The sequence below is a fragment of the Bacillus sp. 179-C3.3 HS genome (assembly GCF_047229225.1).
Lineage (GTDB): Bacteria > Bacillota > Bacilli > Bacillales > Bacillaceae > Bacillus.
Map to the genome: position 1 here is coordinate 116522 of NZ_JBFEFT010000002.1, position 17593 is coordinate 134114.

The window sequence follows — 17593 nt, forward strand, 5'->3', positions numbered from 1 at the left end:
CAACACTATTCATACCTAAGAGAGTCAATTGGATCAAGTCTTGCTGCCTTATTTGCAGGAATGAGTCCAAATACAATACCAATCAGCATACTAAATAGGACGCCACCTAACACGACCTGCCACGACACAAGAGATGGCCAACCTGCAATAAGTGAGACAAGTGATGCCCCTCCTAAGCCGAATACGATACCAATGAATCCACCAATGAGTGTTAAAACGACAGATTCAATTAAAAATTGGACAAGTATTTGTGATCTTGTTGCACCGAGTGCTTTTCTAATCCCGATTTCTCTCGTCCTCTCAGTTACAGAAACGAGCATTATATTCATGACACCGATGCCACCGACAAGCAGTGAGATGCCTGCAATAGAACCAATGATCGTTGTCATGACAGACGTGACTTGACCAATACCTGCAGCGATTTCTTCCATATTCATTATTTCATAGGCATCTTCCGTATGATGAGATTCATTTAAACGTGTAGCTGCGGTATTCCCTACTTCCTTCATTTGGTCCGTATTCGACACTTGAATCGACATTTTGTCGTATTCATTTATACCAAATGTGGAAGTGAGTAAAGCAAACGGGACATAGATTTCATTCATATCAAATGAAAGAATTCCTTCCTGTTTGGCTAACACACCGATCACTTCGACTGGCTGTCCATTCATCCAAATCATTTGACCTAATGCTTCCTGTCCGTTAAAAAGTTCTTCCTTCAATGTTTCTGAAATAATGGCGGCTCTTCTACCGCTCCTAAAATCAATATCTCGTAAATCTCGGCCTTCTGCTATTTGTAATGAATGTACATTCGTATACCCTTCGTTGATGCCATTAACAGTCGCATCAACTGTCGTATCCCGAAATCTCAACTGCATTCCTTGTGTTGTCGAGGAAGCCACTTGTTTTACTCCGTTGATTGTTTTGATGTTCTGTATATCTTCTTCAGTAAATGAGGCTTCAAATAATGCGTTAGGATTCTCATTCAATTCTTCATCAGAAGGTGTGTACATCATTTCAATTGTGTGATTCGGACCAGCAATTGATTGTTTTAGCATTTGCTCCCCGCCCTGACCGATGGCGACGACTGCAATCACTGACCCAACACCAATAATAATACCTAACATCGTTAAAACAGAACGTAATTTATGAGCTAAGACAGAGTTAAGTGCAATTTTGATATTTTCAAAGAGTTTCATTCAAAGCGTCCCCTTGTGTCAATCGATCTTCAACGAGATGACCATCTTTGACCATGACTATTCGATTGGTGCATGCTGCAATTTCTTCCTCATGGGTGACGAGAATAACCGTGGTTCCTTCCTCATTTAGCTGTGTAAACTGTTCCATAATGGAGAAGCTTGTTTTTGAGTCAAGAGCGCCTGTCGGTTCATCCGCTAAGATAAGCTGAGGCTGATTGACAATGGCTCGAGCAATGGCTACCCTTTGCTTTTGACCTCCTGATAATTCATTTGGCATATGATTCATTCGATCAGCCAAGCCGACTTTTTCAAGTGCATGTTCCGCGCGTTCTTTTCTTTCCTTTTGACTAATACCAGAATATATCATCGGAAGTTCGACATTTTTCCTTGCATTTAATCTCGGCAGTAGATGAAATTGCTGAAAGACAAATCCGATGGATTGATTTCGAATGGCTGCGAGTTCTTGATCCTTTGCCATTGACAGATCTTTTCCATGAAAAAGGAATTGTCCAGAGGTTGCGCGATCTAAACAGCCAATGATATTCATTAGTGTCGACTTCCCAGAGCCAGATGGTCCCATAATCGACACATATTCACCCTTTGCAATCACAAGATCAATCTCTTTTAAGACATGAAATGTTTCTTGTGCTACTTCGTAGCTTTTTGTGACGTTTGAAAGCTGAATCATTCAGCATTCACTTCCATTCCGTCATACATATCATCTGTTGGATTTGCGATCACCTGATCGTCTACAGTCAATCCTTTAGTCACCTCAAGATCATGACCTGACGTTTCTCCTATCTCTACCTTCACTTTCTTCAATTCATTCTTTTGAACAACATACACGTACTGTTCACCGTCTTCTTTTTTGACTGCTGTGTTAGGTATGGTTTGTGCTTGCCGCTTATCAGTTTCAATTTCCATGATCATCTTAAAGCCTGGTTTTGCTTCTGGTTTCTTTCCCTTTATTTCAATTTCAACTGGGTATTGAACGGTTTGCTCCGTATTTGGTTCAGCTGATGTACTCGCAGGAACAGTCCCCACTTTCTTGACAACTCCCTGCCAGCTCTTCCCCCGAATGACATCAGATGTGACCTTTACTTTTTGTTTCTTCTTCACATTCATGGCGTCATACTCAGAGATGAATCCTCGTACGATCATTTTTTTCTCATTGCCAATGTGGATGAGGGGTTGCCTGTCTTCTACTTTCCCTTCAACAGCTTCTTGATCAACGGAAATCACGGTTCCATCGATTTTACTATGTATCGTTAAATCTTCAATCTGCCCCTTCACTTTTTCTTGATTGAGCTCGGCTTGTTTTTGTTCTAATTCAGCAGCTTTCAATTCTAATTCAATTTGGTCCTTCTCATTTTTGAGTGAACCATCTGCCTTTGTTTGATCTAATTCGCTAAGTCTATTTCGCAATTGTTCCAGTTTTAGTGCACTCAATTCATTTGCTAAAGCCTGCTGCTGCTCTTCAAGTTGCAATTCTTTATTTTCATATGTGAATAATGCAGTGCCGGCTTTCACCTTTTGACCTTCTTTTACAGAGATCTGATCCAGCTCCCCTTTTCCCTCTTCTACATAAATAAATTGTTCCTCGGAGAAAGAATGGGTTCCTGGTGTCATGACAGTAGATGTCATTTCTTTTGTTTTCAGTTTGACTGTTTTATAAGTGGTTGTAGAAGCAGGTTTTGATTGGTTTTTCGCAATGTTAAACCCAATAAATAAACCTATGGCGATAATGAAAATAGAACCGATGATGATTTTCTTTTTCATAAATACAAACTACCCCCAGATCACAATTGTCGCTCCTAAGTATTGTAAGATTAACGAAAACAAATAGAATATTCCTACTACAATCCAAGAAGCTCTAGTCGACATTCGGCCGACATATTGAAATAAAAAGCCTGTTAACACAAGACCCCAAATAACAAAAATATCAATACTGGCTAGAACGGAATGCCATTGTGTGGGCACATCAATGAGTGCATTTAAAGAAGTAACCATCGTATCTTTTGGCAGATCAAAAATGATGATTGCAAGTTGTGAAATGATGGTTCCGATCAATGTGATCGGTGTAATGAACAGGATGGCAGAAAAGAGCTGCAGAAACGATGCGTCTCCTTTTGCTATGAATACGACAAGCTTATAAATCGCGGCACTAATCGCAGCCCCTAAGATCGAGCCAATCAATCCAAACAGATATATAAATGGGATAAAATTCCCTATATCCTTCCACTCAGATTCATCCACCCGCCCTGTCAAATAAATGATAATGACTGATAAGACTAGTGAAAAAGCACAAAGGTCGCCATATGACGGGATATTCCCATACTCTTTTTAAATGCATTCTTGGATGTGTGATGACGCCCAGAATCGAGGGCTGTTTACTATGTTCTTGCATCAAAATACCTTCCTCTCAAGCATAAGCTATTCAATTATTAAAAGACTATCATTCTTTCTATTTTATCAAAAGTTTTCCAATAAGGAAGTCATCTTTTTAAATTTCTTATGTTGATTGAATCATGCCCGTATCTATTATTCTATTTTCGTGATCTATCTTATCCAAATTGGGCTATAAATTGAGCATATTCATATGAAAAATCGCGTTTTATTTCTTAAAAAACATGTTATATCGTAAACATCCTGCCATTCGGAATAAATATCCTTTTGCAAATGAAATTTCATTAGATACAACAATTTTTTGTTAAAATCATCCTAGTAATACAGGTGAATCCCGACTTCATAGGACGAACACGGAGTCTTTTATAGAACAAATAAGTCTTTAGTATCAATACTTTCATATTAAAAAAATAAAAATAAAGGGATTTTACTTGATCAAATGTTATTTTTTCATATAATGTAAAATAGAGGTAGGTTAAATGATAGTGGAAATGGAGTCAAGTGAATGTTAAGAGAACAATTGAAAAAGCAATTGATTTTACTTTATGAAAAAGAACAAGAAGCATGGCAATACTTTCGAAAGGAAAGGGAACTGATTTACCATGAACTCAAATTACTTGATATGAAAGAAAGTAGACCTTCTAATGACAAAATATACTACGCAGCTAGATGTGTAGATATTATTAAAGAAAAAAAAGGAAGCATTGTGAGTACAAAAGAATTAAAAGATCAACTTCAAGCGCAAACCGATTTCAATGTGAGACGAATTAGTGAGTTATACGAACTCATTCAACAACTCGATCCTCACATTTCTAAAGCACGTAGGGGATGTTTTATTTACGAAGATCACTCCAAGGTACCCCTCCAAGTTTTTCACACATAAAAAATTTGGTTACAGCCACAAGGCCATAACCAAATCTTCTAATATCTATTATCCTCCACTTACAGGAGGTATGAGTGCGACCGTATCCCCGCTACGCACTCCATCATTATGATTCGTATATGTTTCATTGATCGCAACCATTACATGAGTTGTATCAACACCATATACCTCCTGTAATTCATTTTTAATCTCATCAACCGTTGTTTTCTCTTTTTGAATAACAATTTGTTGTTTACCGGCCTTCTCTGCAAGGCCGGCGAACAATAACACGTTAATCATGCTGAACACCATCCTTTTTAACATGCAATTGCATCTGACTTGGCTTTCCTTCTGGATAAGGCGTCGTTTCACGCTGATCGCCAATCCATGCCTCTCCATCCTCCCAGTGCTCCTTTTTCCAAATTGGAACTAGTTCCTTGATTCGTTCAATGGCATATTCATTGGCTTCATAAGCAGCCTTCCTATGTGGTGATGAAACAGCAATCACAACAGCAATATCAGAGATTTCAAGTGTCCCAATACGGTGAACAATGGCCACTTCCGTATCAACCCATTGATCTTTTATTTCTTGTCCAATTTGCCATAACATCTTTTCAGCCATTGGGATGTATGCTTCATACGCTAACCGCAATGTTTTTTTGCCTTTCGTCCACTCTCTCACCGTTCCGATAAACGTTGTAATGGCCCCTGCATTTCTTCTTGTCACATGTTGAATCAATTGATTGACGTCAATCGGTTCCTTTGTTACTTTAAACAAATCATTCATCCGCTCACCCCCTCTTCAATAAGTGAAAAGCAAATTCAGTTCCGTGGTTTTCAAAAGCTGAAAAAATAGGAAATGGATAATTCTCGGTCAATTGAATTTTTTCTGAAAAATAAATCGCCGCTTGTATATGAGAAAGGCCTGAAAGATCCATAAGCTCCTGCTCATTCTTCACACAAATGATTTTTTTGTACGGCGCATGTTTATAGCCTTCTATGATAACCGCATCTACTGGAAGATGCACACAAATCCCGAGTAACTGCTCTAACGTCACCTGTTGCATGGAAAAATGAAACTCTCCTTCTCCCTCTACACCTGCCGCAAATGCGCCTGCTTGAACGTAACGATCGGTGTCTTTCTCTTTCATGACACGATCTGGTTTTCCGCCATGACCATGATGTTTAAAACAGCCAAGCTTCAGGTTTTCACGATCAGCCATTTGGCACAATTTTTCAATCAGTGTGGTTTTTCCGCTGTTTTGATAACCTACTACTTGCAAGATATTTAGTTGATCGGCCAGCATGGAGAGCCCCCGCTTTCTTGCTGAAACAACAATACATGAACCTGATCTCCCGCTTTGAACCCTCTTGTTCCACCAGGCAAAACAATGAAGCAGTTCGCATCAGCAATGGAGGTCACTGCACTTGATTTATCAAGGCCTGTCGGTGTCACACTCAATTGGCTGCCAGTGAACTGGATGGTCGCTCTTACAAATCTGTTGAAAGGGTTTGCTTTTGGAAAATCATGAGTGAGTTTTGCCTCAGCAACAGTTGGGAATGGATTCTCATTTAAGCACCATGTATAGATCATCGGTTTGACAAATAACTCAAAACCGACAAAACAAGCCGCTGGATTTCCAGACAATCCATACAACAATTGGCCAGTTGGTAACGCAGCAACGGTTGTCACACTGCCAGGACGCATGGCGACTTTATTAAACAAGACGGTCGCACCAAGCTTTTCATATATCGCAGGTAGAAAGTCAAAATCCCCCACCGACACACCGCCTGTTGTGACCAACATATCGACCTTATCCACTGCCGATTTGACAGCTTCATAGCTTTGATTGAAATCATCGGATACACCGCCTAGATCTAGCGGCTCTCCTCCTGCTTTTACAATCTGGGCGTAAACCATACTGAGATTACTATTTCTAATTTTACCGTCCACCACCGGATCACTTACTTGCAGAAGCTCCGTACCGGTAGATATGATGCCGATCACCGGCTTTTTCACAACTGGTACAACCGCATATCCGAACGTCGCCAATATGGCAATAACACCTGGGGTTACTTTCGTTCCTTTTTTCACCATGACGGTTCCTTTGACAGTCTCTTCTCCTTGGCGAGAAATATGATCCCCTTGATGAAGCCGCCTTTTTATCGACATAAAAGGTCTCCCGTCTTTTTCAAACGTTTTTGTCAATTCAATCATAATGACAACATTCGCTCCATCTGGAATCTTTGCTCCTGTCATGATTCGAACCGCTTGAGATGGACCAACGGTTTTCTTTGACACAAGCCCAGCTCCAATATGATCAATGACTTCAAACTCTTTCGGTTGTTCATTTGTCGCTTCTTTCGTATCTTCTGCCCGAAGTGCAAATCCATCATAAGGAGAACGATCAAAAGCAGGAACGTCGTGGTCTGCCAATATATCTTCTGCAATAAACCGGTCCAGACTCTCCTTCAGAGGGACCCATTCTATTTCTCCGTGCTTTTTAAATTGGTGGACTTTATTGATTGCCTCTTCTACCGGAATTGGCTGTCGTCGTTTCATGAACATCTCACTCCTATAGCCCTAGTAGCCTTGCTAGTATTGAATTTGCTACTTTTTCATCATTTGTTCCATGAATTAATGCACGTCCTCCTTTGAAAATGACCACACGGTAATCTTCATAGCGAATATGCATTAAAAAGTCGTTTGTCTCCACTTCACATGTGGATGACAGCTGCTCTTTCATGCTTTGAAATGAAAGGTTTACTAAATCTTTTGACACGACTTGAACGGTATCTCTCCCGCAAAGGACCGTTGTTTTTTTACGTTTGTCATGTACATAAGGATAGGTTCTTTTTGTTCCACACGTTGGACAGTCCTGTCGCTTTATAGAATGGACATCCATTTTAAATGACGTCGACTGCCATAAGTCAAAGGTGACAAACTTCCGCTCGATCTGCTCTCTATGCCCTGTTAAATATTTTAATGCCTCTGTTTGCTGAAAAGCAGACACCAGTTGCACAGCAGGTGAAATAATACCCGCTGTATCACATGTCATGCCGCCGACAGGCATGCTTGAGAATACGCATGATAAACACGGCGTTTCATTTGGTAATATCACCATATACATTCCTTGACTGCTCACACAAGCACCATAGACCCACGGTGTATTCGTTTCTAATGACAAATCGTTCATGATCATTCTTGTCTCAAAATTATCCGTCGCATCAAGAACGATATCAGCTTGTTGAAATAACGGTCTTAATAGATCAGCACCTCCATCCTCAATCAACGCATGTATCGTCACTTCACGATTAATGTCTAAAAGACGTTTCTTTGCCGCCATCGCTTTTGGTACATGTGCCATGGCATCATTTTCAGTATATAGTTGTTGGCGCTGTAAATTGGAGTATTCTACATAATCACGGTCCACAATGGTCAACGTACCCACGCCAGACCTGACAAGTCCTTCAGCAGAAGCCGTTCCTAGCGCACCAGCTCCGACAATAAGGACATGGCTATCAGCCAAAGCGCGCTGGCCTTTTTCTCCTATTGGAGAAAACAAGATTTGTCTTGAATATCGCTCTTGCAATGTGGTTCTCCCCTCATCGTTTTTATGTATCATATCATATCGTTTTCAAGTAAATCGCTTCTTCTATTGATATTATGAAATTCATTTGGCGACACGTCCAGTTCTTCTTCTGACACGATATGGACTTGTAGCTTTTGAAGGAGATTGATCATCGCAAGTTGATTTTCTTCTAAACACTCTTTCATAAACAGAAGTGAGCGGCGGTGATATAAGGCAAAAAGAGGCTGTAACCTTCCTTCTATTTGCGGGACAACGGCGTCTACTTGCGGCGAACAATACGTGACTAACATTTGTGCTGTCTCTTTTCGTATGAAGGGCATATCACACGCCGTCACCAAATACCAATCCGCCTGTTTCTTTTGCATGGCTGTATAGATCCCGGCAAGCGGTCCGCGTCCACGAACATGTTCATCATCTAACCACACATCTTGTTCACCCCTTGCTTGGAAAAAAGAAATAAGTGATGGATGGCTGATAATCATGACTTGATCACCTACCATCTGTTCCTTTACATGGACATATAGCGGTTTCCCTTTATACGTGTAGCTTGCCTTTGGCTCTCCAAAACGCCTCGATGCGCCTCCTGCTAAAATGACATGGATGATGTTCACATGAGCCCCTCCTCTTATCTGTTTGTTCTAATCACGCTTGTTTCGCATATTTTATTGGTAACATGAATAAGGAGGGTCAACCGATGAATCGACACCACGCTTCTCCCCTATTCCATGATCTATCTCAAGAAAATTTATACTTAAAAGCTGAATCTGCCAAGTATCAAAGAATCATCTCTGATTTTCAGTCCACGTATACGTATCAGAAAAACAAAAAGGTAACTCAAGAATATCATGAGATGAAACGTGATTTCATTCAATTGAAACACCAACTAGACAAGATGACGAGTAACCAAGAAGAAGCCACCTCTAAAATAGAGGCTCTTTCTGATAGTAAATCAGCATTATTACATAAAATCGTCCTACTCCATGAGATGCTACAAAACGAAACGTATCAAAGAAAAAAAGAAATTGAACAAAAGCAGCGACTTCATCTAAAAACAATAAAATACAAGGAAATCGCCAAACAAATAAAAAACCAATTAACCAAAGAGGAGGAAAATGGGGAAACATTATCATCACTTGTTGAACACCTTCAACAAACACTAGCTGAAAAAAAGACAGAGCTTCATTTATTACAAGAAGGCGTTGAACATCTACAGCACCGTTTTTATGAAACTCAAGAAAAACTACTACAAATTGAAAAAGCGAAAGAAACCATCTTTTTCGAAACCCTTACAAGCTATCAGAAACAGTTGGCAGAAAGTGAAGAATGGATTGCATCTCATTTCGCTGATATTGACCAGTCATCCGAAAGAAGCATCCAACCATTCACACAAGACCGCATCTTGCAAACAACGGAAGACATTGCACCTATTTTGAAAAAGTTACACGAACAAGTGCAGACACTCCAATCACAAATTGATACAGCACAGCGGAATGGAGAGGTGATGACTGTCAAAATTGATGGTTTTAAAAAGCAACGTGATGACATGCCAAAAGAGCGCCAATTTGTGTATACAGTCGACCATAAAAAATGACTTTGAAGGAATAAAAAAACTGCTGGTTCTTACACCCAGCAGTTTCTTTTTTATTCATCTTCTGTTTGAATGTCGCCTTCTAAAATATACTGTCCACGATAAGGTTTTTTCACTTCTGGGTACATTTTAATTAAGCTTTGCATGAACGTTGTCATGTTTGGGATTTCAAGTCCGCTCTCTTTTTCGATCTCTTTTTGAAGCTCTGAGCTCTTGATCGCCGCATTATGACGCTTTAATGTTTTGATCGCTGCTTCACGAAGCTTAGCTGCCTTTGAACCAGGTCGAGCTGTTCCTCTTCTACGTCTTGTAGACCCATCAGGGATACCGACAGGCGCACCGTTTAATTGACCTGTTCCGAGTGATGACGTCATTGTTGATTGAGTTTGTGGCTGTTGATAGCTTCTCATTTCTTGAGCCGCTAGTTCAGCTAAAACAGGCAATGAGTCTGTCTTTCTTTCAGAACGTATTTCTTTTTTTGTATCTGTCACAAGACCTGATCCTTGACGGTCTAATTCTCTTAATTTCGCATAAATAGCATCTCGTTCAATTTGATATTCACGAATGACCTTTACTTCAGCTTCGTTTAATTGTTCCAAACGTAAACGTAACGCTTCCCTTTCATTAAACATTGGATTTCCCCCTCATCATATAAAAAAGATTCTATAGTAAATATTAGATTAGAAAACTAATTTTATCAACTATTTTTTTATCATTTTACTGTGTAGTAACAGATAGGTATTTTCAACTAAAATTTTGACAAACAGGGAAAAGAGACATCCATTTCATTGCCACTAAAGGCTTTTAGCACATTTAAAAATATTGTAAAAAAATTGAATAAACACTTATACTACTTGATATATATAGTTATTTATCATTCTGTAATTTCTTTTGTGCAAAAACGTTCTCGTGAATAAAAAGTTAAAAACATTACAAATTCATTTCAAAGAAAAAATGTAAATAGGTCATAGTACCTTTTTATATTAAGGAGATTTTTTAACTTCAAATTTCTTTTTCGCTTGTCTTTTTCGTCAAACGGTCAATCCACTCGCTTTATTCCCCAATTCCTCTATTTTTACCCATAAAAAAACCCCCATATATGGGGGTAATTTCTATTCCGCAGCTTTTTCTGACTCAGCAAGAACGCGATTAACACGCTTTTCCAGCATTTTCATACCACTTCCACCGGCTTGGAAATGACGTAATGCACCCGTTTTATCAAATACATAATATGCTGGTACATATTCATTTTCAAAGGCTTCCGTTAATTTATGATCGCTATCTACAAAGATTGGCTGATTGATTTCATGCTCTTTCGCTACTTCTTTGATTTTTTCTAAATCAAGATCATCTTCTGAACGCGGCATATGCACTGCGACAACGTTTAATTGATCTTTATATTCATCACGGAATTGGTTGACTTGTGGCATTGCTTCTTTACAAAGGTGACAGCTAATTGACCAGAAGTGAATCAACGTTGGCTTATCACCAATCAAATCCTCTTTCGATACTTCTCCATTTAACCATTCTTTTGCACCAGTTAGTTCTGGCATCGGTTGACGCAATTTCATGTAAAGTCGCCTCCATTTATTGTATGTGTCGAAACAAAAAGGTCTAACATCCGTTAGACCTTCCTGTTTCTTCAGCTTTTCATTAAAGTGTTTTTTGACCAGGTTTCCAGTTCGCTGGGCAAAGTCCACCAGTTTGTAATGCTTGAAGAACACGTAATGTCTCATCTACATCACGACCGATATTGTTATGGAATACTGTTTGGTATTGAAGTTCACCCTCTGGGTTAATGATGAATAGACCGCGAAGTGCAATCCCTTCTTCTTCAATTAGAACACCGTATTCTCTAGATACTGTATGGTTTGTGTCAGCAGCTAGTGGATATTTCAACTCACCTAGACCATTGTCTTTGCGGTCAGTGTTAATCCAAGCAAGGTGTGTATGGATTGTATCAGTTGATACCCCAATGATTTCTGCATCTAAATCTTCGAACTCGTCATAACGATCGCTCATTGCAGTAATTTCAGTTGGGCAAACAAACGTGAAATCCATTGGATAGAAGAAAAGAACTGTCCATTTGTCATTCTTCATGTTTTCCTCTAAACTTACTTTACCAAATTCCTTGTTAGCAAGTACTGCTTCCATTTCAAAACGTGGTGCTTGTTTTCCTACAAAACGCTCTGCCATATGTAATCCCTCCATAAAATAATATCTTTATACAGTCTTCTTAGCTGTATATAAAATGAGAATCAAAAGTATTAATTCTCATTTAGTTAATGACTTCACAAATACAATTATAATGCTAAAGCGATTTTTAGTCAATATTAATTAATAATAAATTTAATTAACGACTTGTGATAATCTATCGCTCTTGCATAATAAAAGTGTAACATGACTTGCATAGGGGAACAAATGATTAGCTTGTCTTTAAGTCCAATCTATCGCTATGAATTGAAGATATCACTAGATTGACCTCTTTTCACATGAAAAACAACCATTTCATATCATCGCCTACTTCATCATTTTTATACGATGATTGTGAAATCACTAGATCATTTTTGATACGCGTCGAAGTCTACAGATTTGGAACCACATAGCAAAACTGAAAAAATCCCTCTATATAAAAAAGAACCGAATGGTATTTTTCCGGTTCTTTTTCTCGCGCTTAATGTATACGTTGTTCTACTTCTTGACAAATTTCATCTGCCGTTCTACCTGAGGCTTTAATGACGGATGCCTTTGTCTCTGTGTTTGAAATGCCAAGAGCATCGGAATCAAGTCCTGTCACAACATAACAGTCACACTGATCCATTTGTTGCTCGTTTTGGATTCGTACAACGTCATACCCTTTTTGCTTCAATTGTTCTTCTACATCTGTTAGTGATGATTCTACACCAATTCTTGTCATAATCAAGAACACCTCCTGTTCATAAGGTGTACAGGTTGTTTCTTGATTATTCACTAGCTTGCTTTTTAAAATAAGCAGTCATCACATTGATCGCTGTTTCAATGGCATTTTCATCTGGTGTAAGCTTTGCATGATGTAGTCCGTATTCGGAATCTACACCTAGCCAAAACATAAATCCAGGGTATTTTTTCAGCATGTAGCCAAAATCTTCTCCTGTCATCGCCTCTTTACATTCAATGACTTTCGCCAAATCTTCTTCTTCGACATATGTCATAAATGCTTCTGTGAGATCCTTTGAATTGTCTACTTCATAGTAAGATGAAGGATAACGTACGGTCGCTTTGCACTCATAGGCAACTTCAATTCCCTTTACAAGTGCTTCTATTCGCTTTCTCACATGGTCCATCGATTCAGGCGATAACGTCCGAATGGTACCATCTAGTTTCGCATGCTGCGCTATGATATTTTGCGCTGTTCCACCAGAAATGGTGCCAACGGTGATAACAGCGCTATCAAGAGGATCCACATTGCGAGAAATAATTGATTGCAACTGACCGACAAGTGCACTTGCAGCGACGACCATATCATTCGCTAAATGCGGATAAGCTGCATGTCCACCTTTACCTTCTAGATCAATGACAAGTTCACTCGTGTTCGCAAATAGTAAACCTGGCTTTGTTGCGATCGTACCAACAGGGTATTCGGGAGCAATATGTAAGGCTGTTATAAAGTCTGGTGTCCATTTGTTTAGAACCTCACTTTCAAGCATAGGTTCTGCTCCGCCTGGCCCTTCTTCTGCTGGCTGAAAAAGAAACAGCAGATCCTCTTTGATCGGCTGATGAACGAAATGATCAATGATGCCTAGAGCAATGGTCATATGAAGATCATGTCCACACGCATGCATTTTCCCTTCATGCACAGACGCAAATGGATATCCCGTGTCCTCTGGAATAGACAAACCATCTATATCAGCACGGTAAGCAAAGACACGTGATGGATTTGTACCTTTCACTTTGACGAAAAGACCCGTGCGCCATGTTTCGATCTCTAGACGGTCATTTGGATATGATTCAAGATGCTTGAGAAGATAGGCTTGTGTTTTGAATTCTTGAAAACCAAGCTCAGGGATTTGATGCAAATCTCTTCTAATTGATATTAATTGCTCACGGTTTAACAAGTGAACTCGCTCCTTTCTTCTATACGAATAAGACGTGGATGGATCATCCACGTCTATGTGATAAGCTGCGAGATTAAAGCTGACGCAGTTCTTGTTTAATTTCTGTCTTGCCTTTTGTTTTTTCATCGATGTCTTTGATTTTCTTTGCAGGTGTACCCGCTACAACCGTGTAAGGCTCAACATCATGAACAACGATCGCACCAGCTGCTACGACAGCACCTTTACCAATTGTGACACCTTCTAAAACAACAGCGTTTGCACCGATGACAACATCATCTTCTACAACGACTGGTTGAGCAGATGGTGGCTCAATGACACCAGCAATGACTGATCCAGCACCGATATGACAGTTCTTACCGATTGTTGCACGCCCACCTAGAACAACGTTCATATCAATCATTGTTCCTTCACCAATTACTGAACCGATATTGATCGAAGCACCCATCATAATGACTGCATTATCACCAATTTCTACTTGGTCACGAATGATTGCTCCTGGCTCAATACGCGCTTTAATGTTTTTCAAATCTAATGTAGGAATGGCAGAATTGCGACGATCATTTTCAACGACAACATCTTCAATTTTGTCTTTGTTAGAATCTAACGCTTTCTCAATTTCGCCCCACTCGCCAAATACCACTCCAGTGTTGCCCGTGATGAATGTCTTTGCATTTTCACCAAACGCAATTCCTTCTAAATCGCCTTTAATATAAACTTTAACAGGCGTTGATTTCTTGCTATTTTGAATAAATGAAATAATTTCATTCGCGTCCATTTGTTTCATGTATGTATGGCCTCCTCTTAATTTATACTTCATTACTGTATCAAAGGAGAGTTTTAAAGACAAGTGTTTGTCTTCGCAATCGTAAATAAAACAAGTAGGTGCAATTATCCCACTTCCTGCTGAAGATTTTGTACAAATTGTTTACCGAAAGTGATCAATTCCTCTTCTTCATCTCCTTCTGGATTCAATTCGATTTTTACCGATGGAAGCGTCATGTGACCACCAAGCTCTTTGACCTTTTCTTCAATTAAGTCAACCGCTCCGCAGAAATGTTCATAAGACGTATCGCCAGAGCCAAAGACTGCCACACATTTCCCAGTGAAATCAACTTCATCCATTTCTTCATATAAATCGATGAAATCATCTGGAAGATCACCATCTCCCCATGTATACGCACCTAGTATGATGTGTGAGTAATCATTTAGCAAATCCGCCTCAATGTCCATCGCTTCATAACGGTCTACACTAGCTCCAGCTTCTTTTAACCCCTTTTCAATTAAATCCGCCATTGCCTCTGTATTGCCAGACATTGTAGCATACACCAATAACACGTTTCCTCGCATTCTATCTTCCTCCTAAATTAATGAATCAAAACTGGTTCTTCATATGGTCTAACAAATTTACTTTCATATAAACCTGCACAGAAAAAATGTTCTTTTTGATTGGCGACACGGAAGCCATGACCTTTAATCGTATCAAACAATTTTAGCTCGAGATGCGTGATATCAAGCTGATACACTTTTGAGAATCCATGCTCATCCTGTGAAGTGGTCACATACACAATTCCATTATCTTCTGACACATCTAAAAATGATTCTTCACTTACAAACGCCTGTGATTGTATGTCATGTAGGACATGTGTATGTAGATCTAGAATTTGAACGGAACCCTTTTTCCCTTTTTTAGAGCCCAATGCACATACAAGCAGGTGATCTTGACAAAGTAGCATGGATGCAGTCATCCGGTGCTCCTCTTTGTTTAGTAGAAATATCTGTTCAGTCTCTAGGTCATACACCCAGATCCCTCCATGTCGTTCATGTATTTGTGTGCCAATATAGAGTTGATCACCCGAAACACACAGTGAACGAATGACAGGCGGTTGATTCACATGCGCGAACGGTTTCATAATTTCCCAGGAAATTCCGAAATCAGTTGAGACATATACATTGTGCTTTCCATGTGCACAAACAAAGCCATCTTGGCGTCCTGTAATAGACCAAACAACGGCACTGGTCGGAAAGGATGATAGCGCCCATGTATTGCCTTCATCACCTGACCGAATGACAGTTCCGTTCTCTCCAACACCAAATAGATAAGGGCCAATATAACAGATCGCGTGAATTTTATTTTTTAATTGTAGTAACTTCTGCCAACCGTTTTCCACACTGTAATGAAATATCCCTTCTCGTTTCACAGCAACAAAGTAACCACCGCTTTTAGATGCAGCAACGGCTGTCGCTCCTTTATGAAACATGATCTTCAGCTCTCTTCTCAAGAAACGCCGCCCAGGTTAGAAAACTTGTTGCAAATTCTTGACAGCATACCACATCTTCATCTGTATCTGGCGCAAGTTCCATTTTCAATGTTTCAGGAAAGACAGATGCACCGGTTGTTTTGAGCATGTCATAAAATGTATGAACCGCCTCGCAAAACTTTGGATAGCTGTAATCACCAGACCCAAATACAGCCACTTTGATATCATTCAATTCAAGACTTGAGACCTCTTCATAGAAATCCTCAGCCTCATAAGGTAAATCTCCGTCACCCCATGTGTAGGAACCGATCAAAACATAGTCGTATGAAGATAAATCTTCTACGTTCGTATCATCAAGTTCCATCATCTCTGTTTCGATCCCTTTTCCTTCAAGCGTTTCTTTTAAAATCGCTGCCATATCTTCCGTATTACCTGACATACTTGCAAAAGCAATGAGTGCTTTCATCTATTGGTCACCTCATCTAAATGATAATCATTTTCAATTATTATATGTACACTTTAAATGATAATGATTTTCATTGTCAAATGTTTTCGTGAAAAGGAGAAAGAAACTCACATAAAAAAACCGCTCATTCTTATTGAATGGCGGCTCTAACACCTAGAGGACATCAGGTTGATGATATGGAAGATGGTACTGCGTCATGTTCAAGCATTTCTGTTATCACACCAACAAATGCTTGCACTTGTTTTAACTGAAAAGAGGCTTCATAGCCTAATAGCCATGTGTCACGTCCGATTTGCTCTCCATTTGCGTCAACCAATGGGGTTTTATATACGCTTTTTTCATGATCATATAAGGTGACAGAAGGCAGAATCGCATAGCCGATTCCATGATAAGCCATTTGTTTGCATGTCTCAATTTGGTCCACAAGAATGGTCTGCTTTGGAGACACTTTAAACTTCTGATGCCACCAGTGCTGAATTTCTTGATAATAGGTGCTGTCACTTTTAAATTGAATAAACGGCCGTTCTGTCTCGATTAATTCATCGACGTCTTTGATGACGGAATCGACTAAATATAAATGATCTGTCATCAAGTATTCTTTTGTCCCTTTCCAATCAGGATTTCCACGAATAATCCCAATATGGACATGGTCTTCATATAGGCTTTTGAGCATTTCACTACTCCAACCTGTAACAAGCGACACTTTCGCGTTTGGATATTTTTCAACATACCGCTTTAATACTTTTGGCAACCAGTGCTGACCAATAATGGATGCTACGGCAAGCTTGAGTGTTCCGTGAATTTCCCCTTCAAGTTCATCAATTCTCTCTCTGACTCGATCCTGCTCTGTCGTGACCTCTTTTGCAAATTGGATGATCTGTTCACCTGCTGACGTGACTGTCAGCCCTTTTTGCGACCGGAAAAAGATTTTCGTTCCCCATTCTTTTTCAATCGTTTGCAATCTTTGAGATAACGCTGGCTGAGAGACAAAGAGTCGCTCCGATGCCTTTCTCATATTCAATTCTTCACTCAAGACAACAAGCATATGTAACTCTTGAAGCTGCATGGGCTCCCTCCTTCCCTCTATAAGTTTTCCTTATTCGATATGGTCATTATATAAATTTTTA

Annotated in this window: 22 protein-coding genes; 2 read left to right on the top strand and 20 right to left on the bottom strand. The window is 39.5% G+C overall.

Annotation, left to right across the window (positions count from 1 at the left end; genetic code table 11):
* Positions 1 to 5: 5 nt before the first annotated feature.
* Genes AB1K80_RS02270 through AB1K80_RS02285 form a run of 4 tightly spaced genes read right to left on the bottom strand, consistent with a single transcriptional unit; the run spans position 6 to position 3455 of the window.
* Positions 6 to 1199: an ABC transporter permease gene (locus tag AB1K80_RS02270; protein ID WP_412854995.1), complete on the bottom strand. Its 1194-nt coding sequence runs from the start codon at positions 1197 to 1199 to the stop codon at positions 6 to 8.
* Entirely contained in the window at positions 1186 to 1887 is a 702-nt protein-coding gene (locus AB1K80_RS02275; protein ID WP_412854996.1) for an ABC transporter ATP-binding protein, read from the bottom strand. The genes AB1K80_RS02270 and AB1K80_RS02275 overlap by 14 nt, the downstream gene beginning before the upstream one ends.
* A complete protein-coding gene (locus tag AB1K80_RS02280; protein ID WP_412854997.1) occupies positions 1884 to 2978 on the bottom strand; it encodes an efflux RND transporter periplasmic adaptor subunit in 1095 nt (364 codons plus the stop codon). Before AB1K80_RS02280 ends, AB1K80_RS02275 begins: the two co-directional genes overlap by 4 nt.
* 9 nt (positions 2979 to 2987) lie before the next feature.
* Positions 2988 to 3455: a YIP1 family protein gene (locus AB1K80_RS02285; RefSeq protein ID WP_412854998.1), complete on the bottom strand. Its 468-nt coding sequence runs from the start codon at positions 3453 to 3455 to the stop codon at positions 2988 to 2990.
* 655 nt (positions 3456 to 4110) lie between these two features.
* Between AB1K80_RS02285 and AB1K80_RS02290 the strand changes: the two genes are divergently transcribed.
* On the top strand, positions 4111 to 4488 hold the full coding sequence (locus AB1K80_RS02290; protein WP_412854999.1) for a hypothetical protein: 378 nt from the start codon (positions 4111 to 4113) through the stop codon (positions 4486 to 4488).
* Positions 4489 to 4536: 48 nt separating this feature from the next.
* Here AB1K80_RS02290 and moaD read toward each other — a convergent pair whose 3' ends face one another.
* Genes moaD through AB1K80_RS02320 form a run of 6 tightly spaced genes read right to left on the bottom strand, consistent with a single transcriptional unit; the run spans position 4537 to position 8671 of the window.
* On the bottom strand, positions 4537 to 4767 hold the full coding sequence (moaD, locus tag AB1K80_RS02295) for a molybdopterin converting factor subunit 1 (RefSeq protein ID WP_412855000.1): 231 nt from the start codon (positions 4765 to 4767) through the stop codon (positions 4537 to 4539).
* Entirely contained in the window at positions 4760 to 5254 is a 495-nt protein-coding gene (locus AB1K80_RS02300) for a molybdenum cofactor biosynthesis protein MoaE (RefSeq protein WP_412855001.1), read from the bottom strand. Before AB1K80_RS02300 ends, moaD begins: the two co-directional genes overlap by 8 nt.
* 4 nt (positions 5255 to 5258) lie before the next feature.
* Complete coding sequence (mobB, locus tag AB1K80_RS02305) at positions 5259 to 5774, bottom strand: molybdopterin-guanine dinucleotide biosynthesis protein B (RefSeq protein WP_412855002.1); 516 nt, start codon at positions 5772 to 5774, stop codon at positions 5259 to 5261.
* Positions 5756 to 7030, bottom strand: coding sequence for a gephyrin-like molybdotransferase Glp (glp, locus tag AB1K80_RS02310; protein ID WP_412855003.1), 1275 nt, complete (start codon positions 7028 to 7030; stop codon positions 5756 to 5758). The genes mobB and glp overlap by 19 nt, the downstream gene beginning before the upstream one ends.
* 13 nt (positions 7031 to 7043) lie before the next feature.
* Entirely contained in the window at positions 7044 to 8060 is a 1017-nt protein-coding gene (locus AB1K80_RS02315; protein ID WP_412855004.1) for a ThiF family adenylyltransferase, read from the bottom strand.
* Positions 8061 to 8089: 29 nt separating this feature from the next.
* Complete coding sequence (locus AB1K80_RS02320) at positions 8090 to 8671, bottom strand: molybdenum cofactor guanylyltransferase (protein WP_412855005.1); 582 nt, start codon at positions 8669 to 8671, stop codon at positions 8090 to 8092.
* 83 nt (positions 8672 to 8754) lie between these two features.
* Here AB1K80_RS02320 and AB1K80_RS02325 point away from each other — a divergent pair, with 83 nt between their 5' ends.
* Positions 8755 to 9651, top strand: coding sequence for a sigmaE regulated sporulation protein (locus AB1K80_RS02325; RefSeq protein WP_412855006.1), 897 nt, complete (start codon positions 8755 to 8757; stop codon positions 9649 to 9651).
* A gap of 50 nt (positions 9652 to 9701) precedes the next feature.
* Here the strand turns inward: AB1K80_RS02325 and rok are convergent, their stop codons facing one another.
* The 10 genes from rok to AB1K80_RS02375 form a co-directional block, all read right to left on the bottom strand.
* Positions 9702 to 10280: a transcriptional regulator Rok gene (gene rok / locus AB1K80_RS02330; protein WP_412855007.1), complete on the bottom strand. Its 579-nt coding sequence runs from the start codon at positions 10278 to 10280 to the stop codon at positions 9702 to 9704.
* A gap of 480 nt (positions 10281 to 10760) precedes the next feature.
* Positions 10761 to 11219 (bottom strand): TlpA family protein disulfide reductase, encoded by a 459-nt coding sequence (locus AB1K80_RS02335; RefSeq protein WP_412855008.1) that lies wholly within the window; start codon positions 11217 to 11219, stop codon positions 10761 to 10763.
* An 82-nt stretch (positions 11220 to 11301) separates the two neighbouring features.
* Positions 11302 to 11844 (bottom strand): biofilm-specific peroxidase AhpA, encoded by a 543-nt coding sequence (ahpA, locus tag AB1K80_RS02340; protein ID WP_003211758.1) that lies wholly within the window; start codon positions 11842 to 11844, stop codon positions 11302 to 11304.
* Between the two features lie 478 nt (positions 11845 to 12322).
* The gene (locus AB1K80_RS02345) at positions 12323 to 12565 is read right to left on the bottom strand and encodes a YkuS family protein (RefSeq protein ID WP_412855009.1); all 243 of its coding nucleotides are present in this window, start codon (positions 12563 to 12565) and stop codon (positions 12323 to 12325) included.
* A 46-nt stretch (positions 12566 to 12611) separates the two neighbouring features.
* A complete protein-coding gene (locus AB1K80_RS02350; RefSeq protein ID WP_412855010.1) occupies positions 12612 to 13742 on the bottom strand; it encodes an N-acetyldiaminopimelate deacetylase in 1131 nt (376 codons plus the stop codon).
* Positions 13743 to 13815: 73 nt separating this feature from the next.
* On the bottom strand, positions 13816 to 14526 hold the full coding sequence (dapD, locus tag AB1K80_RS02355; protein WP_412855011.1) for a 2,3,4,5-tetrahydropyridine-2,6-dicarboxylate N-acetyltransferase: 711 nt from the start codon (positions 14524 to 14526) through the stop codon (positions 13816 to 13818).
* Positions 14527 to 14630: 104 nt separating this feature from the next.
* A complete protein-coding gene (locus AB1K80_RS02360) occupies positions 14631 to 15089 on the bottom strand; it encodes a flavodoxin (RefSeq protein WP_412855012.1) in 459 nt (152 codons plus the stop codon).
* A gap of 17 nt (positions 15090 to 15106) precedes the next feature.
* On the bottom strand, positions 15107 to 16000 hold the full coding sequence (locus AB1K80_RS02365) for a WD40/YVTN/BNR-like repeat-containing protein (protein ID WP_412855013.1): 894 nt from the start codon (positions 15998 to 16000) through the stop codon (positions 15107 to 15109).
* Complete coding sequence (locus AB1K80_RS02370; RefSeq protein WP_412855014.1) at positions 15990 to 16466, bottom strand: flavodoxin; 477 nt, start codon at positions 16464 to 16466, stop codon at positions 15990 to 15992. The genes AB1K80_RS02365 and AB1K80_RS02370 overlap by 11 nt, the downstream gene beginning before the upstream one ends.
* Positions 16467 to 16629: 163 nt before the next feature.
* Positions 16630 to 17532, bottom strand: a complete 903-nt coding sequence (locus AB1K80_RS02375; RefSeq protein WP_412855015.1) for a LysR family transcriptional regulator — start codon at positions 17530 to 17532, stop codon at positions 16630 to 16632.
* Positions 17533 to 17593: the final 61 nt, after the last annotated feature.